This window comes from Lacticaseibacillus jixianensis (assembly GCF_003946485.1).
GTDB lineage: Bacteria > Bacillota > Bacilli > Lactobacillales > Lactobacillaceae > Lacticaseibacillus > Lacticaseibacillus jixianensis.
Genome location: NZ_RHOJ01000023.1, coordinates 1 through 23,130 on the forward strand (window position 1 = coordinate 1; position 23,130 = coordinate 23,130).

At 57.7% G+C, this 23,130-nt stretch carries 24 protein-coding genes and 1 tRNA gene; 17 read left to right on the forward strand and 8 right to left on the reverse strand.

The window, feature by feature from the left end:
• Nucleotides 1-257: 257 nt before the first annotated feature.
• Nucleotides 258-677 carry a hypothetical protein gene (locus EKM85_RS08945; RefSeq protein WP_125586092.1) on the reverse strand — a complete coding sequence of 140 codons (420 nt, stop codon included), beginning with the start codon at nt 675-677 and terminating at the stop codon, nt 258-260.
• A gap of 194 nt (nt 678-871) precedes the next feature.
• Here EKM85_RS08945 and EKM85_RS08950 point away from each other — a divergent pair, with 194 nt between their 5' ends.
• The gene (locus tag EKM85_RS08950; protein WP_125586096.1) at nt 872-1,522 is read left to right on the forward strand and encodes a helix-turn-helix domain-containing protein; all 651 of its coding nucleotides are present in this window, start codon (nt 872-874) and stop codon (nt 1,520-1,522) included.
• Nucleotides 1,523-1,637: 115 nt separating this feature from the next.
• On the opposite strand, the gene EKM85_RS08955 is transcribed toward EKM85_RS08950, so the two are convergent.
• From EKM85_RS08955 to EKM85_RS08965, 3 genes are all read right to left on the reverse strand, one after another.
• Nucleotides 1,638-2,423 (reverse strand): Cof-type HAD-IIB family hydrolase, encoded by a 786-nt coding sequence (locus EKM85_RS08955; protein ID WP_125586098.1) that lies wholly within the window; start codon nt 2,421-2,423, stop codon nt 1,638-1,640.
• A gap of 92 nt (nt 2,424-2,515) precedes the next feature.
• The gene (nagB, locus tag EKM85_RS08960) at nt 2,516-3,223 is read right to left on the reverse strand and encodes a glucosamine-6-phosphate deaminase (RefSeq protein WP_125586100.1); all 708 of its coding nucleotides are present in this window, start codon (nt 3,221-3,223) and stop codon (nt 2,516-2,518) included.
• 149 nt (nt 3,224-3,372) lie between these two features.
• Nucleotides 3,373-4,155, reverse strand: a complete 783-nt coding sequence (locus tag EKM85_RS08965) for a tyrosine-protein phosphatase (RefSeq protein WP_164510728.1) — start codon at nt 4,153-4,155, stop codon at nt 3,373-3,375.
• A 199-nt stretch (nt 4,156-4,354) separates the two neighbouring features.
• On the opposite strand from EKM85_RS08965, the gene EKM85_RS08970 reads away from it, so the two are divergent.
• The 3 genes from EKM85_RS08970 (at nt 4,355) to EKM85_RS08980 (ending at nt 6,533) form a co-directional block, all read left to right on the forward strand.
• Nucleotides 4,355-5,299 carry a ribose-phosphate diphosphokinase gene (locus tag EKM85_RS08970; protein ID WP_125586104.1) on the forward strand — a complete coding sequence of 315 codons (945 nt, stop codon included), beginning with the start codon at nt 4,355-4,357 and terminating at the stop codon, nt 5,297-5,299.
• A gap of 153 nt (nt 5,300-5,452) precedes the next feature.
• Nucleotides 5,453-5,525: transfer RNA gene (locus tag EKM85_RS08975), tRNA-Lys, on the forward strand.
• Between the two features lie 147 nt (nt 5,526-5,672).
• On the forward strand, nt 5,673-6,533 hold the full coding sequence (locus tag EKM85_RS08980; protein WP_125586106.1) for a KilA-N domain-containing protein: 861 nt from the start codon (nt 5,673-5,675) through the stop codon (nt 6,531-6,533).
• A gap of 424 nt (nt 6,534-6,957) precedes the next feature.
• Here the strand turns inward: EKM85_RS08980 and EKM85_RS08985 are convergent, their stop codons facing one another.
• A complete protein-coding gene (locus EKM85_RS08985) occupies nt 6,958-7,335 on the reverse strand; it encodes an ASCH domain-containing protein (protein WP_125586108.1) in 378 nt (125 codons plus the stop codon).
• Between the two features lie 258 nt (nt 7,336-7,593).
• Complete coding sequence (locus tag EKM85_RS08990) at nt 7,594-8,658, reverse strand: DUF4767 domain-containing protein (RefSeq protein ID WP_164510729.1); 1,065 nt, start codon at nt 8,656-8,658, stop codon at nt 7,594-7,596.
• Between the two features lie 480 nt (nt 8,659-9,138).
• Between EKM85_RS08990 and EKM85_RS08995 the strand changes: the two genes are divergently transcribed.
• The 3 genes from EKM85_RS08995 (at nt 9,139) to EKM85_RS09005 (ending at nt 12,832) form a co-directional block, all read left to right on the forward strand.
• Complete coding sequence (locus EKM85_RS08995) at nt 9,139-10,593, forward strand: ABC transporter permease (protein WP_125586113.1); 1,455 nt, start codon at nt 9,139-9,141, stop codon at nt 10,591-10,593.
• A 15-nt stretch (nt 10,594-10,608) separates the two neighbouring features.
• Nucleotides 10,609-11,298, forward strand: coding sequence for an ABC transporter ATP-binding protein (locus tag EKM85_RS09000; RefSeq protein ID WP_125586115.1), 690 nt, complete (start codon nt 10,609-10,611; stop codon nt 11,296-11,298).
• A 247-nt stretch (nt 11,299-11,545) separates the two neighbouring features.
• Nucleotides 11,546-12,832 (forward strand): DUF2325 domain-containing protein, encoded by a 1,287-nt coding sequence (locus EKM85_RS09005; RefSeq protein WP_125586117.1) that lies wholly within the window; start codon nt 11,546-11,548, stop codon nt 12,830-12,832.
• Between the two features lie 774 nt (nt 12,833-13,606).
• On the opposite strand, the gene EKM85_RS09010 is transcribed toward EKM85_RS09005, so the two are convergent.
• Nucleotides 13,607-14,650: a KxYKxGKxW signal peptide domain-containing protein gene (locus tag EKM85_RS09010; protein ID WP_125586119.1), complete on the reverse strand. Its 1,044-nt coding sequence runs from the start codon at nt 14,648-14,650 to the stop codon at nt 13,607-13,609.
• An 873-nt stretch (nt 14,651-15,523) separates the two neighbouring features.
• Between EKM85_RS09010 and EKM85_RS11660 the strand changes: the two genes are divergently transcribed.
• The 6 genes from EKM85_RS11660 to EKM85_RS09035 all read left to right on the forward strand — a co-directional run bounded on the left by EKM85_RS11660 (nt 15,524) and on the right by EKM85_RS09035 (nt 19,686).
• Nucleotides 15,524-15,655 carry a hypothetical protein gene (locus EKM85_RS11660; protein ID WP_263853300.1) on the forward strand — a complete coding sequence of 44 codons (132 nt, stop codon included), beginning with the start codon at nt 15,524-15,526 and terminating at the stop codon, nt 15,653-15,655.
• A gap of 167 nt (nt 15,656-15,822) precedes the next feature.
• A complete protein-coding gene (locus EKM85_RS09015; protein ID WP_125586121.1) occupies nt 15,823-16,953 on the forward strand; it encodes an acyl-CoA dehydrogenase family protein in 1,131 nt (376 codons plus the stop codon).
• Nucleotides 16,954-17,742, forward strand: a complete 789-nt coding sequence (locus EKM85_RS09020; protein ID WP_125586123.1) for an electron transfer flavoprotein subunit beta/FixA family protein — start codon at nt 16,954-16,956, stop codon at nt 17,740-17,742. It abuts the gene before it with no gap.
• A 12-nt stretch (nt 17,743-17,754) separates the two neighbouring features.
• Nucleotides 17,755-18,717: an electron transfer flavoprotein subunit alpha/FixB family protein gene (locus tag EKM85_RS09025; RefSeq protein WP_125586125.1), complete on the forward strand. Its 963-nt coding sequence runs from the start codon at nt 17,755-17,757 to the stop codon at nt 18,715-18,717.
• 196 nt (nt 18,718-18,913) lie between these two features.
• Nucleotides 18,914-19,279 carry a pyridoxamine 5'-phosphate oxidase family protein gene (locus EKM85_RS09030; protein WP_164510730.1) on the forward strand — a complete coding sequence of 122 codons (366 nt, stop codon included), beginning with the start codon at nt 18,914-18,916 and terminating at the stop codon, nt 19,277-19,279.
• 11 nt (nt 19,280-19,290) lie between these two features.
• Entirely contained in the window at nt 19,291-19,686 is a 396-nt protein-coding gene (locus tag EKM85_RS09035) for an iron-sulfur cluster biosynthesis family protein (protein ID WP_125586127.1), read from the forward strand.
• Between the two features lie 104 nt (nt 19,687-19,790).
• Here EKM85_RS09035 and EKM85_RS09040 read toward each other — a convergent pair whose 3' ends face one another.
• Nucleotides 19,791-19,982, reverse strand: coding sequence for a hypothetical protein (locus tag EKM85_RS09040; protein WP_125586131.1), 192 nt, complete (start codon nt 19,980-19,982; stop codon nt 19,791-19,793).
• A 76-nt stretch (nt 19,983-20,058) separates the two neighbouring features.
• Between EKM85_RS09040 and EKM85_RS09045 the strand changes: the two genes are divergently transcribed.
• From EKM85_RS09045 to EKM85_RS09060, 4 genes are all read left to right on the forward strand, one after another.
• Entirely contained in the window at nt 20,059-20,301 is a 243-nt protein-coding gene (locus EKM85_RS09045; protein WP_125586133.1) for a hypothetical protein, read from the forward strand.
• A gap of 336 nt (nt 20,302-20,637) precedes the next feature.
• On the forward strand, nt 20,638-21,315 hold the full coding sequence (gene lepB, locus EKM85_RS09050; protein WP_125586135.1) for a signal peptidase I: 678 nt from the start codon (nt 20,638-20,640) through the stop codon (nt 21,313-21,315).
• A gap of 135 nt (nt 21,316-21,450) precedes the next feature.
• Nucleotides 21,451-22,356 (forward strand): ABC transporter ATP-binding protein, encoded by a 906-nt coding sequence (locus tag EKM85_RS09055; protein WP_125586136.1) that lies wholly within the window; start codon nt 21,451-21,453, stop codon nt 22,354-22,356.
• Nucleotides 22,357-22,358: 2 nt separating this feature from the next.
• Nucleotides 22,359-23,129, forward strand: coding sequence for an ABC transporter permease (locus tag EKM85_RS09060; protein ID WP_125586139.1), 771 nt, complete (start codon nt 22,359-22,361; stop codon nt 23,127-23,129).
• Nucleotide 23,130 lies beyond the last annotated feature (1 nt).

Here is a 23,130-nt window from a genome sequence, read left to right on the forward strand (position 1 = left end):
GCTAACCAATACTATAAGATAACAGGTCATCTCGACCCGGCCCGATCTGGGTGGCTAACTTGTTCTTGCAATTTACGGACTAAAAAAGGATACTGGGTCAACCAGTATCCTTACACTCAGAACCATTACACTTATTTGTGACATTCAGTAAGGTGATAGAAATGTCACTATTACTGAACGGCAGGACTGGTGCGACTCCCACCATCACCTCGATAACGGGCGAGTAATTGCTTATTTGCTACAAAAGCAAGGCAGATTTAATCAATACTGATTGCATAGGTTCCTGCTGCAGAAACAGCCTTTGCTTGAATATTGTAGGTTCCGCTATCCCAGTATATTGTATCCAGTCTAACGGACTTGCCTACGCCAATCGTCTTAACTGAGCCCACTTGAGCACCGCGCTGATTGATCACACGCACCTTAATGGATCCTTTGTTACCAGCCTTATTTGTGACTAACGGGCGGTCATCAAAAATGTTGTTTGAGCTCGTCACATTGGAGTACGCTGAAGTAACCAGGTGAGCAGAACTATTCCAGTAAATCATCGTTGAAGTGACGCTGGCAGTTGATTGGTGAGCATCAGTTGCTGCGCTGACAGTTGAGATTGGCTGACCAATAATAGAAACACCTAGCAAGGCTGCGGACAGCAAGGATGTGCACAATAAATGTGATTTCAAAATATATTCCCCCCTTTTTCTTTCACATTGCCACGAAGTAAACGTTTTAAAAATATATCTTAACTGTCATTCCCTATCTGGAGGCAATGACAGAGTTTGTGTCATTGGAAAATTGAGCCATTATGAGAATTGACACGAAAGCAGGCTCGACACGACACGAGAATATGGTGATAACAGGGGTGGAGGGCAAAGTGATGACTACTTTTGGTGAGAATTTAAAGCAGAGGCGGAAGTTGCGCCATATCACCCAGGCGGCACTTGCCGCGCAACTGAATGTTTCGCGGTCTGCAGTCTCGAACTGGGAGGTAGGCAGAAACTATCCGGATCTTGACATGCTGGTTGACTTAAGTAGCATCCTTCAAACTCCGATCGATCAATTATTGAAGGAGGCCCCAGCGATGGTCGAAACGGTTAGTCGAGAACAGCGCAACAGCAGAAAAAGGAAACTTGTGCTTTGGATCATTGTCCCTATCTTTATTATCCTTTCTCTATTTACTGCCTACATGTTGTATCTTAATGTCAATGCAGTCAATCAAACCTTTTTCCCGACCAATTCAGTAATATTGAACGTTGATCAGGATCAATCCAACAGATGGACGGGGATTACCTGGGGTAAGAGCCCCAGAATCGAGGGCTCGTTATTCAAAAGAACTCGAGTGCTCACTAATGATGCCGGTAGTGATGGTCAAGTTGAGTTGCGTGTTGAAGATGAAAATGGCAACGAAATTGGCAAGTCCTTTGCTCTCAAGCGTGGGCATAGTCATACCTTCCATCTCAAATCTGGGAACGCGTTTCAAGTTGAGGGGCGTTTGGCACCAGGCCAATATTTCTTAAGACTGGAATGAGTGGCCGAATTTTAAAAAGGACCCATCATGAGGAGCCTCATGACTTGGATAACAATCCAAATCAGGGAGCTAACTCACGGTGGGTTCTTTGCTTACTCGTATTTCCCGGGTGATATCAAATCAACTCGAAGTGTTCCAGTGCGGCGACAATGCCGCCTTCTTGGTAGTCGGTGGTCTGGTAGTCGGCAATCGCGGCCACCTGGGGCAGGGCGTTGCCCATGGCCACGCCCACGGTCGCGCGCTTCAGCATCGGAATGTCGTTGTTGCCGTCACCGAACGCGTAGGTCGGCACGCCCGCAAATTCAGGCCGATCGGTCAGAATGTCGATGCCCGTGGCTTTGGTGATGCCGGCGTTGACGACATCCAGGGCGAAGGGGCCGTTGCGGAAGAAGTTCAGTTCGGGAAAGTCGGCGACGTACTGGGCGCCGACTGCCCGGCCCGCCTCAGTGTTCGGGGTGAACAGCAGCATCATCACGGTCGGCTCGCGCAGGTAGAAGTCGTGATCAACTTGCGGGTTGACCTGGTGAACCAGCTTGTAGTTGCCCTCGATGTTGGCGTCGTGGTGCGTGGCCGCGACGTGCTCGGCGTTGTAAAAGCTGATTGCCACATTGTCCTGGTCAGCCTGCTTGACGAAGCGGGCCAGCTGCGGGGTACCGATCGGGCTTTGGTAAAGGTGCTCGCCTTGGTAGAACACGTCCGCGCCGTTGCCGCAGATCAGCGTGTCGATATTGGTCTGGGCCACCAGGGCATCCAGTTCCCAGCGGTTGCGCCCGGTGCAGATCACGGGCAGAACGTCGTGGGCCTGCATGCGCTTGATCGCGTCCAGGTTTTCCGCCGGGACCTGCTTGTCCTTGTTCAGTAGGGTGCCGTCGAGGTCAAAGAAACAAACTGCTTTGGTCATAGGTGCCTCCATTAGAATTAATAGTGCCATTTTAGCATACTCAGAAAGCAAAAACGGCCCCGGGCGCGGGCCCGAGACCGTTAACGGCACAATTACTTGCTGAGCTTAGAAGCGGCCGCTTCATCGATGATGATGATGGCGTCCTTGTGGTTCTGCAGCACGGAGGCTGGCACGTGGTCGGTGACGGGGCCTTCGATCGTGGCCTTGATGGCGTCAGCCTTGTTCTCGCCGTAAGCCATCAGGATGATCTGCTTGCCCTTCATGATGGAACCAATCCCCATGGAGATGGCGTAGCGCGGGACGTCCTTCTCGTCGTCGAAGAAGCGCTTGTTAGCTTCGATCGTGGACTCGGTCAGCTGCACCTTGTGCGTCTGGGAGTCGAAGCTGGAACCTGGCTCGTTGAAGCCGATGTGACCATTGCGGCCGATGCCCAGGATCTGGATGTCGATCGGGTTATCAGCGATGATCTGGTCGTAGTCCTTGGCCGCCTGCTCGATGTCTGCCGCGTTGCCGTTTGGCACGTAGGAGTGGGCAAATGGCTTCTTGTTGAAGAGGTTGTCCTTCATGAACTGGTGGTAGCTTTGCGGGTTGTCTTCAGGCAGACCCACGTACTCGTCGAGGTTGACTGAGGTCATGTTGGAGAAGTCGAGGTCGCTTGCGACCATGTCTTGGTACAGCGGAATTGGGGTGGAGCCGGTGGCCAAGCCCAGCACCTTCGCGCCGTTTTCGATGCCTTGCTTGATCAGTTCGAACGCCTTCTGGCCGCCCTCGTTCTTATCTTTAACAGTAATGACTTTCATGTCTGTTCCTCCTTGTTTTGGTCTAGTCCATTATCGAACGTTCAGGAGAAAATGTCAACCGGTCTATACAGATTTTTCGCGGAAAAAAGCGGTTTCGAGACCGGTCACCTCGAAGCCGCTTTCATTATACGAAGATGGTGGTGTTTTGCCTAGTTTTCCGGGTCGGTCAGGTACAGCCGGCGCAGTTGGCGCAGGTCGCCTTGCGAAAAGCCAAGCTGCGCCGTGAAGTAGTGCGTCCAATCGCCGTACTCCTTGTCGATCAGGTCCTTGACCGCCACGTAGCAGCCGGTTTCGGCCGCGTTCTGGTTCATCCGGTCGACCAGGTCGCTGGCACCGGTCTTCAGCGCCGCCTTGACCTCCTCGCTGGGGGCGAAGAACACCGCGTTGGTCAGCAGGTAGTCCTCGCGGATCGTCGCCTCGGGCACGCCCAGCGCGCCTTCGATCATCATCGCGCCGACCCCGGTGCGGTCCTTACCCGCGGCGCAGTGGAACAGCACCGACTGGCCAGGCTGATCGGTGGCCAAGAGCAGGGTGAACAGCGCGCGGTAGACGTCATTAGCGTGCGGGTCCGTCAGCATTTTCAGATAGACCTCAGCCATCGGGTTGATGCGGTGGTCGAACTTCGCGCGCAGGTGGCGGCTGATTTTCGCGACCAGACTGTCGTTGGTGAACGGGTAGACGGACAGGTGATGGTACTCGACGCCCGCGGCCAGCACGTCTGGCGTCATCGCGACCTCGCTCTCTGAGCGCAGGTCCACGACCACCTTTAGGCCGTAAGCCCGCAGCCAGTCGGCCTCTTGCGGCGTCAGCTCGGACAGGCTGCCGGACCGAAGCAGCTTGTGCGGCGCGATCACCTGACCGCCCGCCGCCGGGTAGTCGCCGAGCTCACGCAGGTTGACACTATTTTTCAACGAGATCAAACGGTCGATCATGAAAGCCCCTCCAAAGAACAGAATAACTCCATTATAGTGCACTTGCGGCCTGGCGTTCACCTGATGCGCGCGGTGCAGGCAGACGCGCTGCGGCCGGGAAAATGAGCCTTTTCTGAAACCAGGCGGCTTATCGTAGCCAGATGCGGGAAAGATGCGTATAATCAGAACTGAAAACCTTGGCAAAATAAAGGAGTAAATCATGGCAGGAATCAAACTGTTCACGCTGAACGGCAACGTGCCGCTGGCGCAAAAAATCTCACAGGAACTCGGGGTGCCACTGGCGCCGGCGTCTGTGAAGCACTTCGCGGATGGCGAAATCGCCATCGACCTGGATGATTCCGTGCGGGGCGCGGACGTCTACGTGATCCAGCCGATCTCAGATCCCGTCAACGAGAATCTGATGGAACTCTTGATCATGATTGATGCGCTGCGGCGGGCCTCCGCGCACGCCATCAACGTGGTTGTGCCGTACTACGGCTACGCGCGGGCCGACCGCAAGGCGCGCTCGCGTGAACCAATCACCGCCAAGCTGGTGGCCAACCTCCTCACGATGGACGGCATTGACCGCTTCGTCGCCATGGATCTGCACGCCGACCAGCTGCAAGGGTTCTTCGACCTGCCCGTCGATCACCTGCGGGCCATGTCCCTGTTTGCCAAGTACTTCAAGAGCCTCAAGCTCGGTTCCGACAATGTTGTCGTCGTGGCGCCGGATCACAGCGGCACCAAGCACGCCCGCGCCTTGGCCGAGCTGCTCAACACGCCGATCGCGATCGTCGACAAGCGGTCCGACAACGGCCAGGTCGGCGTCATCGGCCACGTCCGCGGTCAGCACGCCATCATTATTGATGACATGATCGACACCGGGGCGCGCGTCATCGACGCCACCCAGGCGCTGCGGGAGGCCGGAGCGCTCGACATTTACGCCGCCGCCACTCACGCGGTCCTCTCGCGCGGGGCGGCCACCAAGCTCGGGGCGCTCGACCTCAAGCAGATCGTTCTGACCGACACCATCAACATGCCGGCGGAAAAGCACCTGCCAAACATGAAGATCCTCTCAGTGGGGCCGATGCTCGCCGAGGCCATCAAGCTGATCTCGACGAACCAGTCGATTCACCCACTGTTTGAAGTGAACAACGAAGACTAATATTGCTTTGCGCCAGGCCACTCTGTCTGGCGTTTTTTAGTGGCGCGCGGGCCGTTTGCAGATTAATTCGAGTTTTTTCCCAAAAAGTGTTGCGCCTCTAAGGCTGGCATGATAATATATTTAAGTCGTCAAGTGATGGCGACCAAGATTCATGGGTGGTTAGCTCAGCTGGCAGAGCAACGGACTCTTAATCCGTGGGTCCAGGGTTCGATCCCCTGACCACCCAGAAGACACCAAATCGTACCTCATCGGCTTCGGCTGGTGAGGCCTTTTTTTGTCCTCGGCGAAGCGCATGCTATAATCCTGTAGACGGCTATCGTTCGGGTTCTAAACAGGTCGAAATCGACCTGTTTAGAAATGGGGGTGTGGATAAGTGACAACAAAGCATGATGTCATTGAACCTAAAGGCGTTGAAGTAAGCTTGTTCAACGCAGAGAACCAAGAGGACGCATTGATCAGTTTAACGGACATTGCTAAGTACAAAAATAAAGAAGCGCCTAGAGACCTAATTAAAAATTGGATGCGCAGCCGCAGTACCATCGAATACCTCGGACTGTGGGAGCAAATGTATAATGCAGGTTTTGACAATGAAGCATATACCGGGTTTTTAAGTGAATCAGGATCTAACTCGTTCGTCTTATCGCCTAAAAAATGGATCGATGAAACTCATGCTATCGGGATTGTTTCTAAAGCGGGACGGTATGGTGGTACATACGCTAGGGCTGACATTGCGTTTGAGTTTGCGATGTGGGTATCAGCAGAGTTTAGACTTTACTTAGTTAAGGAGTACCAGCAACTAAAGGAAACTAAGAGCAGCGCTGAAAGTCTTGAGTGGAATGTCAGACGAGAATTGGCGAAAGTGAATTATCGCATTCATACCGATGCAATTAAGGAAAATCTGGTTCCGGCTGAATTAACAGGTGTGCAAGTCAAATATAAGTACACCAATGAAGCTGATCGACTTAATGTGGCACTGTTTGGTGTGACTGCCCGTGAGTGGAAGGACAACAATCCTGAGGCTAAAGGGAATATCCGTGACAATGCGACGGTGCAGCAGCTCACTGTGCTCACTAACTTGGAAAGTATGAATGCAGAATTAATCAAAGACAGGATTTCCGAAGAAGAGCGGACGTTGAAGCTCAATCAGATGGCGCGTGAACAGATGGCAGTCTTAGTCAATAACCAGGCCAAGCAACGCCAAATCGAGGATCGTCTGAAACCGGGGTTGGAGTAGGCTCCTGTTTAGGACGACCCAAGGACTGTATTAGAGTGGCTGAAAGTGGACACATTTGAACGGAGCATTGAATTATTTCATGGTTAAGGTGATAGGAGCTCTGGCCCATTCGTTGTTAGATCTCCACGCTTCAAAATAGCATTTCGAGTGGGTTTACTTGGCTGATAGAGTATCAGACTCCTAATATACAGGTATTGGGGTTCGATCCCCTGACCACCCAGCAAGTAATATGTACCGGCAAATATCGACCAGCGTGTAGACTGTTAAATGGACCACTGGGGACTACCAGACAAATAAGTCACGGGCAGGAAAAGCGTCACCTAATCGGGTGGCGCTTTTTAAGGTTCCTAAATGATTAGAATGGACTTTTCATGATAAGAGAGGATTTTTTGTTCTGTTCAAGGAAAAGAAAATATTGTGATCCTTAAATAATTAATGGATCGATGTATTTTCTAACCCATGCGTCTGTCTTAGCCTCGTCAGTTTCGTTGGTGATTGGGTCGAAAACAATTAAGTCGTCCTCAATGTTAAAGAGCCGTTGTTTGCCCTTAACCGGGAATGGCCTAATGTAAAAGCCACCGTCACCTATCTTCCATTCATAGCTGTTTGGACCTAGCTTGATGCAATCAACAATCTGTACAACGCATAAAGCGTGACCGGGAATGGTGCCGGCTATGCGTTGAGCGGTTGAACAGATTAGTAGATCGCCACGGTGTTTTGTTGGCCAACTACGATATTCGCTGGTTTTCTCGCCAATTAGGATTTGCCAAGCATAATCAGCGCGAATTGATAAAGCCTTCATGCTTACACCTCTTTCTCCTATTTGGGGCCAAGTATATCACCCCTGAACTGATGTTGAGCTTCGTTATAAGAATACGGATTGGGGACTAAATTACATTCAAGTTTGATAGCTGGGTTGAGCTAATTGCTTGGCCTGGTTGGTGTTTTTAGATGCAGCTGCTCGTGATACCAACTAGCAAGGGTTAAACCTTACTACCCATCACCAAAAAACGCCCGCAAACCGAGCGGGCGTTGAGGGTTATGCTGATGCAACTGGTGATTACTGGTTGGCATTTTCGTCGGCGAACACCTTGTCCTGATTCTGCGTGGCTAGTGCCTGGGTCGGGTAGTAATTGCTGTTGACCCACAGGCCGGCGCCACTGGCCGTCTCCAGGACGGGGACGGTTTGGCCGCCCAGGGTCTGGTTGCTGATGCGATAGGACTCGCCGTCGCCGGCCGCCTGGTACCAGCCGCGGACGTCGACCCAGGCGCCTTGGTGGTCGGCGACGCCCCAGCTCATTCTTGATTGATCTTCCGCGGTGCTGGTGCCTTCGTCCCACGCCTTATCAGCGCCGGTGCGCTCGGAGCGCCAGTAGACCGGCATCTTGCTGCCAGCTTCGGTGAGCGCATTGGCCTCAAACGAGACCGTGTCGGTCGTGCCGTGGTCGTTGGTGTACCACGGATGGTGCTGAAAAGCGGCGCCGAATACCGCCGCGTGGGCCGGTTTCTTCGCCGCGGCCTGACCGCTGGCCGCGGGCTTGCTGCTGGTTGCGGCTGCCTTGCTGGCCAGCGGCGCCGGCCGGCCCGCCGCGATCGCGGCAAAGCCATTCTTGACGGTGGCGTTGGCCGTGTCCTTGGCGCTGATGGTGGTGCCCTGCGGCGCGGTTTGGCTCACCAGCACGCGGGGATGACCCTTTGCCGTCAGCGTGAACAGGTACAAAATGGCGGCCGGATCATCGGCGTACACGGCGACGACGTTTAAGCGCGTCTTGCTGGCGTGGCCCTTTGCCGGCAGCCAGGTGACAGGGGTCTGCTTGCCGGCGATCGCGAGCGGCGCCTTGGCCTGGTAGACCTTGCTGAGGTCCACGCCCTGCCACTTGGTGTGGGCGCTGCGGTCGGCCTTGGTATAGGCCTGATCCATGGTCGGGCCGAAGTCCTGCATGAAGGTCCCCAGCTTCTGGGCCTGATTGGTGGTCCAGGCCAGTTTCACCCCGGCCGGCGCCTGCTTGCTGCTGGAAGAAGCGGCGGCTGCGCTTGAACTTGCCGCCTTCTTGGGCTGCTGGTTGCCGCAAGCGGCCAGTGCGAGCCCTAAACTTAATACGATCGTGGTGCGCCAAAACTTCATTTTTTCCCTACCCCTTGTTGATGCTTGTCCTGAAGCGGATGAGCGGCATCGGGTGCCCATTCTCGGTACTGTTAGTGTCGCCAGTTGGTCCACGCCGAATCGCCGCAGTGAGCGCGCCGCGGTTGCTTCCCGTGATCTAAGCAGCCATCCGGCGTTGGGCACGCTGATATACTACTTTTACTGATCGAGAAAATCAATTCTCTTCGGCCACGGGCTGGGACCGGGCAACGTGCGGCGGTCCGGGCTGGAGCGGCTTGTTGCGCTTGGAGAAGGGGGCTGACTGCCGGGGAAAAAGCCCGCCGCTCGCTTGCGGGCAAGGCGGGGCACGTGCGGCCGGGCAGTTGCACCGGGCTGCCACCATACAGAAAAGTCGCGGTTTGGCCGCGAAAACCACCACAGGATATTCATAATTTTCGCGTAATTAATCGATAACCTGAGTTTTGTCGAACAGACGAAATTATTCAGATTGGAGCATCGATTATGAATTTTATGAAACGTGCGTGGCTCAACCTGATTGCCAAGAAGGGCCGCAGTTTGCTGCTGATCTTGGTAACAGGGGCCATCATGTTATTCGTGATGGCGGGCCTGTTGATCAAGTCGGCGGCCAGCCAGGCGGTGGCCAGCGCCAAAAACAGCGTTGGCGCGACGATCACTCTGACGGCGAACCGGCAGGCGGCATTCAAAAAAATGCGCAGCAGCAATGCTTCGAGTGGGCAGCCCGGCAAACGCCCCAGCCTCAGCCTGGATCCCGTCAAGCTGAGCACGGTGAAGCAGATCGCGCGGCTGAAGAACGTGGCTGGCTACACCACCACCGTCTCGGCAGCCGCCAACGCTAAGAGTTTTGAGGCCATCAGCACCTCTTCTAGTGCCCAGGGACCAGCGGGGCCAGGCGGTGCCAGCAGTGGGGACATCACCATCTCTGGGGTGTCGAGCACCAGCGGCAGCACCAGTTTCGCAGCCGGTAAGGCTAAAATCACCAAGGGCCGGGGGCTGAAGACCAGCGATCGCGGCACCAATAACGTGGTGATCGAAAGCGAGCTGGCCACGCAAAACAGCCTCAAGGTCGGCGATACGATCACCGTCAAGGCGACCAGCGGCACCAAGAAGACGCATTCACTGAAGATCGTGGGCATCTATCAGGCCGCCAGCACCGCCGCGGCGTCAATGGGTCCCGGGGCGAGTGACCCCGCGAACACCATTTTCACCAGCGACACCCTGGCCAACACCCTGAAGGGCAGCAAGTACAAGGACACGGCGGATTCGGTGGTCTTCACCGTCAGTGCCCCAAGTAAGGTCGCAGCGGTCAAAAAGCAGGCCGCCAAGCTGATCTCGAGCAAGTACAGCCTGAGTCTGGATGACCAGAACTACCAGATGGTCAAATCCTCAATGGGCAGCGTCACGAGCTTCGCAGACAAGGTCGTGTGGCTCGTCGCGATCGCGGGCACCATCATTTTGGCCCTGATCGTCATCCTGATGATCCGTGAGCGGCGCTACGAGATCGGCATCTTGATGGCGATGGGCGAAAGTCGGTTCAAAATCATCGCCCAGTTCTTCGTTGAACTCTTCGCAGTGCTGCTGGTCGGCGTGGGCATCGCGACGGCGGGCGGGTCTTACGTCGGCGGCAAGCTGGCAGACCAAGTGGTCGCCAGCGCCGCGACCAACACGAGCCAGACTGCGGGGCAGGTGCTGGGCAGCAAGACGGGTGGCCCAGCCGGGCAAGCCCCAAGCGGCGGTGGACCAAGTGGCCAAATGCCTGGTGCCGCAGACGCTGCGCGGGCCACGCAGGCCAAGCAGCAGGCCAAGCTGACGGTCAAGGTGACCGCCAAAGCCGTTGCCATTCTGTTTGGCTTGGGGCTGGCCATCATCCTGCTGGCGATCCTGGCCGCGGCGGCGGGCATCTTGCGGCTGCAGCCAAAGCTTATCCTTATCCAATAGAAAGGGCGGTTCACCATGCTAGAAACTGAAAATCTCACGTACTGGTACACGAATCAAGCGGACTACCTGTTTCAAGGCGAGCACCTGCAGTTTGAACCAGGCCATTCGTACGCCATCGTCGGGCAGTCCGGCTCTGGCAAGACGACGATGGTCTCGCTGCTGGCCGGGCTGGACACGCCCAAGGCAGGGACGATCAGAATTGACGGGCAGGACATCGCGCAAATCGGCCTAGCTCACTACCGCCGGCGCAAGGTCAGCGTCGTATTTCAGGCGTTTAACCTATTCACCTACATGTCCGCCTTGGAGAACCTGATGACGGCGATGGCCATCACGAAAGCTGCGCACGCCGGCGACCAAGCCTTTGCCCAAGCGATGTTGCAGCGGCTTGGCCTGACTGACGAGCAGATGCGCCAGAACGTGCAGCGCCTCTCTGGCGGTCAGCAGCAGCGCGTTGCCATCGCCCGCACCATGGTGTGTGATGCGCCGCTGGTCGTGGCCGATGAGCCCACCGGTAACCTGGACGAGGCCAACACCGATGAAGTGATCGCCTTGTTCAACCAGATCGCCCACGAGCAGGGCAAGTGTGTGATCATCGTCACCCACGAGCCCAGCGTCGCCGCGCAGTGCGATGGCGTACTGCGCCTGGCCCACCGCACCTTCACGTGGGAAAAGACCCCCGCGCCGCAGCTGGCTAAGAAAGGGTGAGTCGGGGACTGGCCCCCTGGCCGCTCCGGAGGGTTAATCATGATGCCTCATTGGCTGCGGCCGATGAGGCATTTTTTTGCATACGGACGAACCGGCGAGCTGGTACCGGGAAAAAGCGCTACGTTAGGGTGGTTTATTTAGTGTAGCGCTTTCTTTATCGCGCCAATCATGCTTGATAATCATAGAACCCCCTCAAGCGAAGTAGTATTCTGAGCTTACAAGTAAAAATTGATTGGGAGGACAACTGATGTCAGACAAGGAACATATTATTGCACTGCTGAAGACGCAAATTACCGAACAAGTCGCACGTCTTGATCCTGGAAACGTCGCTGAAGTCGGCAGTATCATCACCAAGTTAGTTAAAATTGCGCAGGACATTGATTGCATTAAATTTATCGAACCAAGTGCACCAAGCAAACCAATTGCACCAACCAGCACCGAAACCGCGGCGACCGCCCCGGTAGCTGAAAAGGCGGCGCCAACAACTGAAGCAAAGGCCGAGCAAGCCGCCGGCACCACCCCGCCAAAGGAGGAACCGCAGCCGCAGGGCCCGGGCTTTGCGACCGGCTGGAACGCCAAGAAGACGGAATACGTGGGGCGATTCCGCAAATCGATCACCGGCGGCACGCTGGACGGCGTGGTCCGCGTCAGCGAAACCGTCCTGCACGTGATGGATCCGCACCCGCACAACGGCGACTGGGTCATGGCGACCCTCACCGAGCCGGGGGTCGGCACGCACCCGGCCCGCTACCGCTTCGACATTGTCGAGCCGGACCCGACCCCGGCGGCGATCAAGTCCGTCAGGTTCCTGCTGGTTAAATACGTGCCCGACATCCGGCGCTACCAGATCAGCTTCAAGGATCCTGACTTCGAGCTGCCGGTTGAGACCCTGATCCGCCAGGAAGACGTCGACCGCCTGCACATCAAGCCCGGCGCCTACATCGACTTTAACTACCCCAAGGGCAAGCCTGAGGAGGGCCGCGCGACCTGGGTCTACACCGAAGACGACGCGGCGATCAAGCGCGCCGAGCTCTTTTTCGAGAAGCGTAACGCGCAAAAGACGGCCAAAACGCCTCAGCGGGCCGCCGCGCCTGCGGCAACGACCACCGCGCCCGCGCAGCCGACCGCCAAGACAGCGGCCAAAACGCCCGCGAAGAAACCCGCCAAGAAGCCGGCCAGGACCCCGAAGCCGCGCTTCAAGCACACGTTTGACGGCAAGACGGTGCTGCTGGTCGCTGGCACCGACTCGCCGTGCGAGGCCAAGTTCCGGACCATCGTCACGGCGCGCGGCGGCAAGTTCAAGACCGTTTCCAACCGCGACTCCCAGCGCACGCTGCAGACGCGCGTCCGCAACGCCGACTTTATCGTCGTTTACACCGGCGACGTCAGCCACCAGCACATGTGGGACGGCAAGGACTACGCCAAGAAGTACAGTATCCCGATGTACTTCGCCAAGACCACGACCGAGAAAAACATGATGCAGGCCTACACCCGGGCCTTAGCCAACCAGGAAAAAGCAGCGGCGGCCGACTAAGGCTCGGGGCGCGAGGTAGGTGGCTTTGCACGCCGGAATATGAGTGTCCAGCAGATGATGGTGCGCCAACGGCAGCCGGTGGCGCATTTTTTAGTGTCGGGGAAATGACCGCCTTGATTCGCGGAAACAGCCCCGGAAGCGCGAAAGGGCCGCGTCGATAACTCGGCGCGGCCTTTCAGCACGAACAAGCAAGTAGGAATGGTATTACAGTGCAGATACTAGGCGCAGCGGTTGGAAATCGCGCCAGCCGCTGCGGAAGTCATTGTCTCTCGGGGTTGGAGACAATGTGGTGGTGGATCGTCAGTTTTTGGTCAGCTCTCATTTCTGGCCATCAATAGTATTGCAGGTTTGTACTCGATGTTCAACGGGATAAACAAACATAACAATTGGGCCAAAAGGGATGGGTAATTTTAGGCAAAAAGATTGATTGAAGCGTTTTTATAGGACGCTAATTGAGCGAGATCACTGCGATTGGTGACCATCAATCATTGAGGGAATGCCCGTGTGGCGAGACTTTGCGGCACGGCCCTGCGAACGAAAATTTTTTTGCCCAGGATTAAATAATAATGAGATTATAAACGCTTTCAAACTACTCCTGAGGCCAGTCGGGCCGGCGAGCGCTCGGCGCAAGAAAGGGCCCCGCGCCAGGATTCTGACGCGGGGCCGCATGGGGAGAGAAAGCATTCATAACGTTTGATGAAATTGAACCAGGGTTGAGATTTTGGGTGGCACTAAACTAGCAGTGGTTGTTCTCTCGATTTGGCTGAAAACGAGTTAAGCGCGACGCCGACGATCGCCGGCTAGGCCGAACAATGCGCCGAGGACAGCAACGGCACCAACGCCAGCGGCAACAACATTGTTGCTATCGCCAGTCTTTGGCAGGGCTGCCTTGGTCGTGGTGGTCTTGGTCGCAGTCTTAGCTGGGGTGACCTTGTTGCCAGTGGCATCGTAGCCGTCCTTGGCCAGCTGCGCAGTGGTGACGGAAGCCGGGGTGCCAACCTTCGTGATGGTCGTTGGCTTTACCAAACCATTGTCATCATAGCCAGCCTTGTTCAGCTGTTCCTTGGTGACGGAAGCTGGGGTCCCCAGCTGGGTCTTAGTCGCCTGAAGGCCGCCTAACTGGCCAAGATTGTTGGTGTGAACGGGTTCGCCGACCTGGGTCTTGGTTGCCTGAAGCCCACCGAGCTGGCCGAGGTTGTTGGTGTGAACGGGTTCACCGACTTGGGTCTTAGTAGCTTGAAGCCCACCGAGCTGGCCAAGATTGTTGGTGTGAGTAGGTTCTGCAACCTGGGTCTTAACCTGTGGATCAGTGTCTGGAAGGGTACCAGGCTTAGAAACTGGATCGGGAACTGCCGTCTTGGTAACAGGTGTGGTGTTGTCAGCTTTGACGCCTGCCAGAATAGCTTCGGCATTTTCGGCTTGCTTTTCAATGACAGCAGTCGTCGTCTTTCCTGCCTTAGCATCTTGGTAGCCTTGGATACCAGCCGCAATAAAGACGTTGACCCCTTTTTCGTTCTTAAGGTCTTTAGTCGCTGCTAGTTCTTCAAGAGCATTGATCGCATTGCCGAGTTTTGTCTCAGCAGCAGTCCGATCTGCGGCGGCCTTTTGGGCAGCTTGTGCCAATTTGTTCAGGGCGAGTTTAGCTGTGTCGCCCTTTTTAATAGCGACAGCGGCCTCGTCTTTGGCAGGGGTCGTGTCCGCAGACACCGTGTTACTCCCCAACGTGGAAACGCTGAACAAGGTGGCAGCTGCCAAGCCGGCGGCGATCCAGGTCTTGTTCACTTTGTACATTTTCTTTGCGCCAGTTCTATCCTTCATAGCCAATTCCTCCAATATATATATTAGTGAAAAGCAAGGAACCGATAGTCAGAAACGGGTCGCGCCTCCCCCTAAGAAAGCGTTGTCATGGCTATCTAGCCTGAATTATAGAGACTTATTGCATGGAGTTATACTATCTAAAAATAAGGATAGGTTGGTGACGGTTTCATTTAAATCAAGGAAAACGCATCAAGAAATCGCGTTGCCAGTTCAAATAAGCGCTCATCCCTGATAAATAGCGGGTTTGGGTGGAAAATAGGCGGGTGATTTTCCTTGAATCGCCTGAGCGCAAAAAAGCCGTTTTTGAAGTTTGTACATTTCAGATTATGATTACCAATGTTTAGCAGAATGAAAACAATTGATTTTAAATAATTTTATAAGAAATACCGATAGTCTTTCTGCGCCCCGTTTTGGCCCGCTCACTGGGCTTATTGGCCCTGGCGCGGTAGGGACCTGGTTCTCGGGTCAGGCCGCCATCCGCATGAGCGGCGGGCTTGTCAGCGAACCGATCAAAAAATGCGCCAAATGAGTCGATTAAACCGGCCGCCGCGGCCACGTTGTTATTTTCTCCCGCCAGGCGGTTGGTCCAAGCCTCAGCATCACCGGCCTAACCGCCGGCCATGGCGGGACTGACCAGCACTGCCGCCGCTGGCCGTGCCAGTTTTTAATCCCACCGGACGGCCGCCGCGCGTCATAGAAACCGTTTACAATAACGCTCGCTGGGGGTAAAATGATTTCATCCTTATTGAGTATAGGAAGGGGAGCGGTCCTATGGAGGGACCAGATGGGTTGCCACCGGCAGTAGCGGGGTGGTTAAGCTACTGTCGGGCGCACCAGTTGAGCTTGTTCGACGCGTTAACGCGCGGGCATGCGATGCCAAAAGTGGGGGAACTGGACGAGGAGGCCGCGGCGGACGTCGCGCTGTACTTCTTTGAGCCGAGTCACGACGAGGACTTTGCGCGGGTGTGGCTGACCACGGCGGCAAGCGCCGCGAGAGATCTTTAGGTGTCAGTGTTCGGCCAGGTGCCCCCTGGCCTTTTTTCGTGTCCGGCGCCGGATAGATGCAGGTGCGAAAGTGGGTAGATACGGTCAAGGCGGATGTGTTATTCTGCGGGTATTCAGTAGATTGTGGCAAGTTTCACGTGAAACTTGGCCGGAGATGGAGGGGCAAAATGGAACGGCAATGGACGGAACCGGAACAGATGCTGCTGCGGATGGCGGCGAAATACACGGACACAGAGTTGGCGCCGCACGACCTGGCGATGGCGCACACGAACCGCTACCCGGACGGCTTAGTCGAAAAGCTGATCAAGACGGGGTTCCTCACGGTGATGCTGCCGGAAGCATACGGCGGGGCGGGCTTTGGGCCCGAGGTGACCGCGGCGATGATTGAGCGCATCGCCAAGGGCAGCGCCAGCGTGGCGGCGACCTTGGAAGGCCACTACAAGAGTGTGGACGCGGTCCTGCGGTTCGGCACGGACGCGCTGAAAAAGGCACTGCTCCCGCAGGCGGCATCGCGCATTCTTGCGTTCGGCATGACCGAATCCACCGGGGGCTCCAACCCCATGGGCATTCAGACGACGGCCAAGCGCGTCGCCGGGGGCTGGCTGCTTAACGGCAACAAGGTGATGATCACCAACGGCGGGCTGGCGCAGGTCTACTGCGTGCTGGCCAAAACCGGCGACCAGGAGCTGTCCGTTTTCGTCGTCGATCAGGACATGCCCGGGTTCGCCTTTGGCAAGCGCGAGGACTTCATCGGCCTGCGCGGCACGCCGGTCGGGGAGATTTTTCTCACGGATGTGCGTGTCGATGACGACCACCTGCTCGGGCGGGTCGGCCAAGGCGGCCACATCGGCGACGTCGCCCACGCCGACGCCCGGATCCTGATGGGGGCGGTGCTGTCCGGCATCATGCAGCACGCGCTGAGCCTGGCCGCCAAGTACGCCAACGAGCGCACGGCGGGCGGGACGCCGATCGGCCAGCTGCAGACAATCCAGCGCAAGCTCGCCGACATCAAGATCAGCCAGGAAACCACCCACCTGCTGTGGGAGCGGGCCGCCTTCGCCAAGGCGCAGGGCCAGCCGTACGCGGAGCTGGCCGCGATGGCCAAGGCCCACGGCTCGCGCGCGGCGGTGGCTGCCTGCGACGACGCGCTGCAGGTCTACGGCGGCTACGGGTACTCCAACGACTACCCGCTGGCCCACCTGATGCTGGATGCGCGGGCGCTGGAGATCGCCGAGGGCACGGTGGAGAAAATGCGCACGGCCATCGCGCTGGCGGAGCTGAAGAAGGAGGAAGCCTAGATGAAAATCGTCGTCTGCATTAAGCAAGTGCCCGGCTCCAACCGGGTGAAATTTGACCCGATCACGCACAACCTGGTGCGCGAGGGGCTGGCGGGGCGCATGAACCCCTTCGACGAGAACGCCATCGAGGCGGCCGTGCGCCTGCGCGAGCAAGTCGGCGGTGAGGTGATCCTCCTGTCGATGGGTCCAGACGCCACCAAGGAGACGCTGCACGACGGGCTGGCCATGGGCGCCGACGCGGCGTACCTGCTGTCTGCCCGCGCGTTTGCCGGCTCCGACACGCTGGCCACGGGCTACATTTTGGCCCAGGCCATTCGGCAGATCGGCGGCGTGGACCTGACGCTGTTCGGCCGCCAGGCGGTGGATGCCGACACCGGCCAGGTCGGCCCAATCGTCGCGACCGAGCTGGACCTGCCGCAAGCCACCTTTGCCAGCAAAATTCAGCCGCTGGCGGCCGGGCGCCTCGCCGTCGAGCGGGACCTGGGCGCGGTGACGCAAACCGTTCAGCTCACTCTGCCGGCGGTGGTCACCGTGCGCGCCGAGGCCAACCGGCCGCGCTACGAAAGCCCCATTGCCATTCAGCAGAGCCTGCACAAGCCCTTGACGACCTGGACCGACCAGGACCTGACGCTGGACGCCAGTCGCATCGGCCAGGCCGGCTCGCCGACGGTGGTGCGCAAGGTCTTTGCGCCGACACCGCCGACGCGGGCGGCCAAGCCCTTGCCGGAAGACCCCAAGGCAGCCGCCAAGGCGCTGCTCGACATTTTGCAAGCACAGGGCTTGCTGTAAGGAGGCGCGAAGATGATTAGCAAAGAGGGATTATGGATCGTTGCCGAGTTTGAAGGCACGCGGATCGCGCCGGTCACGCTGCAGCTTTTGACCAAGGCGCGGGCCATCGCGGGGAGTCGCCCGGTGGCCGCAGTGCTGATGGAGACGCCGGAAGCTGACGGCGAGGAGACGCTGGCCCAGTACGGCCCAGACGAGATCATTGTGCTTCAAGCCGAGGGCTTCAAGGACGCGTCCGACCGCGCACTTGCCGCGCAGCTGACCCAGCTGATCCAAGCGCACCAGCCCAACGCGGTGCTGTTTGGTGCCACCCCGGCGGGCCGCTCGCTGGCGCCGCGGGTGCAGGACCAGCTGGCGACCGGCCTGACCGCCGACTGCCTCGATTTTTACTACGAAGAAAACGAGCTGGTGCAGGTCAAGCCGTCGTACGGCGACAACGTGATGTGCGAGATCGTCTGCCCGGACCGGCGGCCGCAGATGGCCTCCGTGCGTCCGAACACCTTCGCGGCGCAAAAGGCGCAGGGGGCGGCGCGCATCGAACGTGTGCCGGTCAGCCTGACGCCGGATGACTCCTGCGTCGTGCAGCACACCGCACTGAAGATCGCGGCCACCACCAGTCTGAGTGGCGCGCGCAAGATCATCGCGCTGGGCCGCGGCGCCAACAAGGACGCGGTCGTCGCCGGGGCGCGCCAGCTGGCCGAAAAGCTGGGCGCCAGCGTGGGCGTCAGCCGGCCGTTGACCGACCGGCCGGACTTCACCGCCGAGCAGCAGATCGGCCAAAGCGGCGTCACCGTTTCGCCGGACCTGATCTTGAACCTCGGCGTGTCCGGCGCCGTCCAGTACCAGGTGGGGATGAGCGGCAGCAAGCTGGTCATCTCCGCCAACCGCGACCCCAAGGCGCCGATCATGGCCCAGTCCGATTATACCTGGACCGGGGACGCAGGCGCCCTGGTCGCCGCGCTGCAGGAGCTGCTGTAAAGCGGCCCGCCTCCGCGGTGCTGCCTGAGCCTGGGCTTACCCATCACAGTTCACCCGTGCCGCACCGCTTTTCCCAGAAGCGGTGCGGTTTTGCTTGCCGGCACGGCCGGCCAGGATAGATTCAGGCGTGTGAGTGGATAGGAGCGGGCCAGACGTTAGTGATAAAATGTAAGTGAAATTAAGGGAGGGCTTGCACATGAATGAGACGTTCTTAGCAGTACTGAAGCACGAAGGGCCGGTGACCATTGTGGCGCCATACGCGCAGCCGGCAGCGGTCGTGAACACCTGGATGTCGTACGTCAGCTTGGTCGGCGATGAGCTGCGGATCCCGGCAGCCGGCATGCACAGCGTGGAGGCGGCGGCCAAGGACGACGACCGCGTCACGTTGACCTTCGGCAGCAAGGCCGTCGAAGGCACCGTGGGCCCCGGCGCCGGGTTTCACGTGCACGGCCACGCCCGCTTTGAGACCAGCGGCCCGGCCTTTGACGAGAAGAAGAAGCAGTTCCCGTGGCTGACGCGGCTGCTCGTGGTCACCATTGACGACGTGGAACAGAAAATCTAGGAGGCACGCTTGTGGCAACGATTAAACTGAGTGATTCATTTGTTGACCTGATGACGCAAAAAGGGTTGGCGGGCAAGGACCTGGCCCTGATCACCGACGATGGCGGCGGCAAGTACTCGCTGCAAGGCGGGGCCTGCAGCATCGGCACCAAGTTCACCCTGATCGTGCTCGACGCCCCGGACCCGGACTACCAGATCCGCCTGGAAAACGCCGCGGGTTTGCGGCTGTGGACCTCCGATTACGACATGCTGTTCTTCAACCCGGGCCTAGCGCTCGATTATCACAGCGGCAGCATCTCGATCAAAGATAACGCCCACGCCCTGGACAACCAGGTGCGCATCGCGCAAGGCCGCGAGGTGCTGGCGGCGTTTAAGCAAGGCACCACCGTGGCCGGGCAGACCTGCTAGGCGAGTGAGCGTCACCCTTTTTACAATAGGGGTGTTTGTTGTTCGTCACCAATAAAAAAACCACTAGGACATATCGCTGGGCTGTAGACACTGCCCAAGGAATCCTAGTGGTTTTTGTTTTTAGTCGCGCTCAACTGTGTGACGTGTAAGTTCTTACGAATTTGTTTGATTTCCTCTGCATTGTACGCTGGCGGTTCAGAAACACTGACTGAATGGAAAGTCATCCGCGAATCATCACCATTGTCATACGCCTGCATGTCTTCGATGCTTTGCATAATCCGACTCTTTTCAGTCATGGTTGTAACCACCCTTTCCTTTTTGCGCTTTAATATAGGTCTTGAGTGCTTTCTTGTCAGCATCTGAAAGTGATGCTTGTTCGTTTTTGGCATAGACATCAATAAATCGCAACTCAAGGTCAGTGACCACAAAGTAGATGGTTCGATAGCTGCCGCTTATGCCGGCATTAGCTTCGGCGGGCGCGAAACAATACTTATAGGCACCGCCAGTCTCCTTGATGATCGCGCCGGGAAACTTTTTGCCATTAGCATTAATGGGACGATGCCGGTAATAATCTACAATGAAGCCTTCCCAATCATCTTTGTCAGCGGCGGTTAATCCATACTTGCGTCATTGCTTATCAAAAGTGCTGGGATAGCCAAGCCTCAGTTGTCCGTTTGTTATAAGTACTCGTATCTCCTATTTGATGGTATACGAATTAGTCTTAGATGCCAACCGTATCAGTGTTATTAAGTCAGCGGGTACTATTTTGGTTATGGACACAAGGCCCCAATAAGCTCACGAAGAACCACAATGCCACCTTCAACCACATGATAGCGCCCGGGGTGGCCGGCTTGTAATAATTGCTTAAAGCCGACGGTCGCCGGGGCCGCAGACCGGACAAAGGCGGCGCGGGCATGATATAACCTAACCATTGACTAAGGAGGTGAGCGCGTGAAAAGACAGTGGCTCGTGCGCCTGTTGTTTGGCCTGATGGTGATCACCGGGCTCTTCAGCGTGCTCACCCCGCTTGAGTACGTGCGCGGCAAATCGATGGCGCCGACGCTTCAGCCCGGGCAGTGGCTGATCGTCGCCAATTACCGGGTGCTGCGGCACGTCGGGCTCAAGGTGCACCGCGGCGACATCGTGACCTTCGAGAACCAGGGCAAGGTCGCAAACCTCGCGTCCACGCGCCAGCTGGTCAAGCGCGTGGTGGGGGCGCCGCGCGATCTGCTGGGCATCAGCCAGACGACGGTGTACCGCAACTCCAAGCCGCTGAAAGAGCCCTACGTGAAGCACCCGATGAACAACGCCCAGTACCAGTACGACGGCCGCACCGACGGGGGCCAGCCGTTCACCTCGCCCAGCTACCAGCGCGCTGAGTACCTGACGCGCGATCAGTACTTTGTGCTGGGCGACAACCGGCCCGCCTCCGCGGATTCGCGGTGGTTTGGGCCCGTCGCCGGCAAGCAGATGACCGGGATCGTCCTGGCCAAGCTGCCGATCCGGCGTAGCGGCCTCCTGGAAACCACGCTGTGGGTGGGGCTGCACCTGCTGCCGATGGTGCTGGTCCTGGCGTGGTTCGGCGTCGCCAGCTGGCCCGACCTCAAGGGAATGCTGAAGCGCGGCTGAGGTGGGGCACGCCGCGGCGTTTTTGGTAGCCGCCTGGCTAACAAAAATGTTATGGTGTGAATCGTTCATTTTATCACGAGCTGGGTGTATTCTACCCTTATACGGCGCGTAGGGCGCGCGGGAGGAGTTTAGCGTATGGGAACGATTCTGACAGTCGATCATCTCGATAAGGCGTTTGGCAAAAAGCAGGTGCTGCACGGGGTGGACTTCTTCGTTGAAGAAGGCCGCGTCGTCGCCCTGGTTGGCCCCAACGGCGCGGGGAAAAGCACGATCATGAAGGCCGTCTTGGGCCTCATTCCGGTCAACGGCGGCGGCATCGACATCAAGGGCCAGCCGGTGTCGATCACGTCGCACCAGGCGCTGCGCAACGTCGGGGCCTTGATCGAGTACCCGGGCATCTACCCGTTTCTCACTGGGCGCCAGCAGCTCAAGTTGTTCGCCAACAAGCACGGCCGCGAGCAGAACGTGAAGACCATCATCACCGCCATGGGGATGGGCAAGTACATCGACCGGCCGGCCAAGACCTACAGCCTGGGCATGAAGCAGAAGCTCGGCATCGCGCAGGCGCTGGTCAACGACCCCAAGCTCGTCATCCTCGACGAGCCGATGAACGGCCTGGATCCGCAGGCGGTCAAGGACCTGCGCGACCTGATCCGCAACCTGGCTGCGCGCGGCACCAGTTTTCTGATCTCCAGCCACATCCTGTCCGAGCTGGAAAAGTTGGCCGACGACGTCCTGATCCTGAACCACGGCCACATTATTAAGCACTCGACCATGGCGGCCCTGGAGCAGCAGGGCGGGGTCGGCTACCGCATTGAGGTGGCCAACATCGACCAGGCCAAGGGCGCTTTGGCCGTGGCCAACCAGCCGTACTCGGTGGTCCAAAACGCGATCATGCTGACGGACGCCAAGGAAGGCGAGCTGAACCACGCGCTGTACGCGCTGGTCAACGCCGGCGTGGCGATCATCGCCATTGAGCAGCAGGCCCACGACCTGGAAGGCGCGTTCTTGGATATGGTCCACGAAGACGGGGAGGCGTAACCATGGGGACACTGATCAAAGAAGAAGTTTACAAACAGTTCCACAAGCGCGGCTGGCTGATCGCCGCCTGCATCATGGTGCTTGGCGAGATCGGCTTTGGCCTGCTCGGCAAGGCCCAGCCGACTTGGTTCTCGGCGCGGTCGCTGGCCGCCAGCGATTACGTCGCCGGCGGGCTGGTCTTGTTCATCGCCATTGCCTCCACGGCCTCGATCGTGTCGATGGAGTACCAGTACGGCACGATGAAGCAGATCCTGTACCGGCAGTACTACCGCAGCCAGGTGTTCGTGGCGAAGGTGATCACCGTGCTGCTTCAACTGGCCTTTTTGCAGGTGCTCGCCAGTGGGACCAACGTGGTGCTCACCCTGATCTTGCACCCCAGCTTTGACTGGGGCGGAAACGCCGCAAACGGCGAGGTGTTCTGGCAGACGTACCTGAAGAGCCTCGGTGGCAGCATGCTGCAGTACATCCTGCTGCTGTCGGTCGTGCTGCTGCTGTCCACGCTGTTCAAGAGCAACGCCGCGGCCATCGCCACCGGGCTGGTGGGGTACTTCCTCGTCACGCTGGCCGCCGCGCTCTTGCTGATGGCGATCGAGCAGTACCACTTCCTCAAGTGGAACCCGTTCACGTTCCTGCTCGCCGGCAGCCAGATCCTCAATCCGGGCATGGCGCAGTCGACTTACATGAGCACGGAAACGATGATCGCCGGGTCGCTTGTTTACAGTGTCATCTTTGGGTTTATCGCCTACCTGAGCTTCCGCAAGCGCAGCATCTAGG

What these genes read in the sequence shown, in the direction of transcription:
- EKM85_RS08965 (WP_164510728.1), bottom strand. Translation starts at nt 4,155, where the DNA reads ATGATCGACCGTTTGATCTCGTTGAAAAATAGTGTCAACCTGCGTGAG.
- nagB (WP_125586100.1), bottom strand. Translation starts at nt 3,223, where the DNA reads ATGAAAGTCATTACTGTTAAAGATAAGAACGAGGGCGGCCAGAAGGCG.
- EKM85_RS09015 (WP_125586121.1), top strand. Translation starts at nt 15,823, where the DNA reads ATGGAACGGCAATGGACGGAACCGGAACAGATGCTGCTGCGGATGGCG.
- EKM85_RS09010 (WP_125586119.1), bottom strand. Translation starts at nt 14,650, where the DNA reads ATGAAGGATAGAACTGGCGCAAAGAAAATGTACAAAGTGAACAAGACC.
- EKM85_RS08985 (WP_125586108.1), bottom strand. Translation starts at nt 7,335, where the DNA reads ATGAAGGCTTTATCAATTCGCGCTGATTATGCTTGGCAAATCCTAATT.
- EKM85_RS08995 (WP_125586113.1), top strand. Translation starts at nt 9,139, where the DNA reads ATGAATTTTATGAAACGTGCGTGGCTCAACCTGATTGCCAAGAAGGGC.
- EKM85_RS08950 (WP_125586096.1), top strand. Translation starts at nt 872, where the DNA reads ATGACTACTTTTGGTGAGAATTTAAAGCAGAGGCGGAAGTTGCGCCAT.
- EKM85_RS08955 (WP_125586098.1), bottom strand. Translation starts at nt 2,423, where the DNA reads ATGACCAAAGCAGTTTGTTTCTTTGACCTCGACGGCACCCTACTGAAC.
- EKM85_RS09005 (WP_125586117.1), top strand. Translation starts at nt 11,546, where the DNA reads ATGTCAGACAAGGAACATATTATTGCACTGCTGAAGACGCAAATTACC.
- EKM85_RS11660 (WP_263853300.1), top strand. Translation starts at nt 15,524, where the DNA reads ATGCCAAAAGTGGGGGAACTGGACGAGGAGGCCGCGGCGGACGTCGCG.
- EKM85_RS09030 (WP_164510730.1), top strand. Translation starts at nt 18,914, where the DNA reads ATGAATGAGACGTTCTTAGCAGTACTGAAGCACGAAGGGCCGGTGACC.
- EKM85_RS09040 (WP_125586131.1), bottom strand. Translation starts at nt 19,982, where the DNA reads ATGACTGAAAAGAGTCGGATTATGCAAAGCATCGAAGACATGCAGGCG.
- EKM85_RS09055 (WP_125586136.1), top strand. Translation starts at nt 21,451, where the DNA reads ATGGGAACGATTCTGACAGTCGATCATCTCGATAAGGCGTTTGGCAAA.
- EKM85_RS09060 (WP_125586139.1), top strand. Translation starts at nt 22,359, where the DNA reads ATGGGGACACTGATCAAAGAAGAAGTTTACAAACAGTTCCACAAGCGC.
- EKM85_RS09020 (WP_125586123.1), top strand. Translation starts at nt 16,954, where the DNA reads ATGAAAATCGTCGTCTGCATTAAGCAAGTGCCCGGCTCCAACCGGGTG.
- EKM85_RS08970 (WP_125586104.1), top strand. Translation starts at nt 4,355, where the DNA reads ATGGCAGGAATCAAACTGTTCACGCTGAACGGCAACGTGCCGCTGGCG.
- EKM85_RS09000 (WP_125586115.1), top strand. Translation starts at nt 10,609, where the DNA reads ATGCTAGAAACTGAAAATCTCACGTACTGGTACACGAATCAAGCGGAC.
- EKM85_RS09025 (WP_125586125.1), top strand. Translation starts at nt 17,755, where the DNA reads ATGATTAGCAAAGAGGGATTATGGATCGTTGCCGAGTTTGAAGGCACG.
- EKM85_RS08990 (WP_164510729.1), bottom strand. Translation starts at nt 8,658, where the DNA reads ATGAAGTTTTGGCGCACCACGATCGTATTAAGTTTAGGGCTCGCACTG.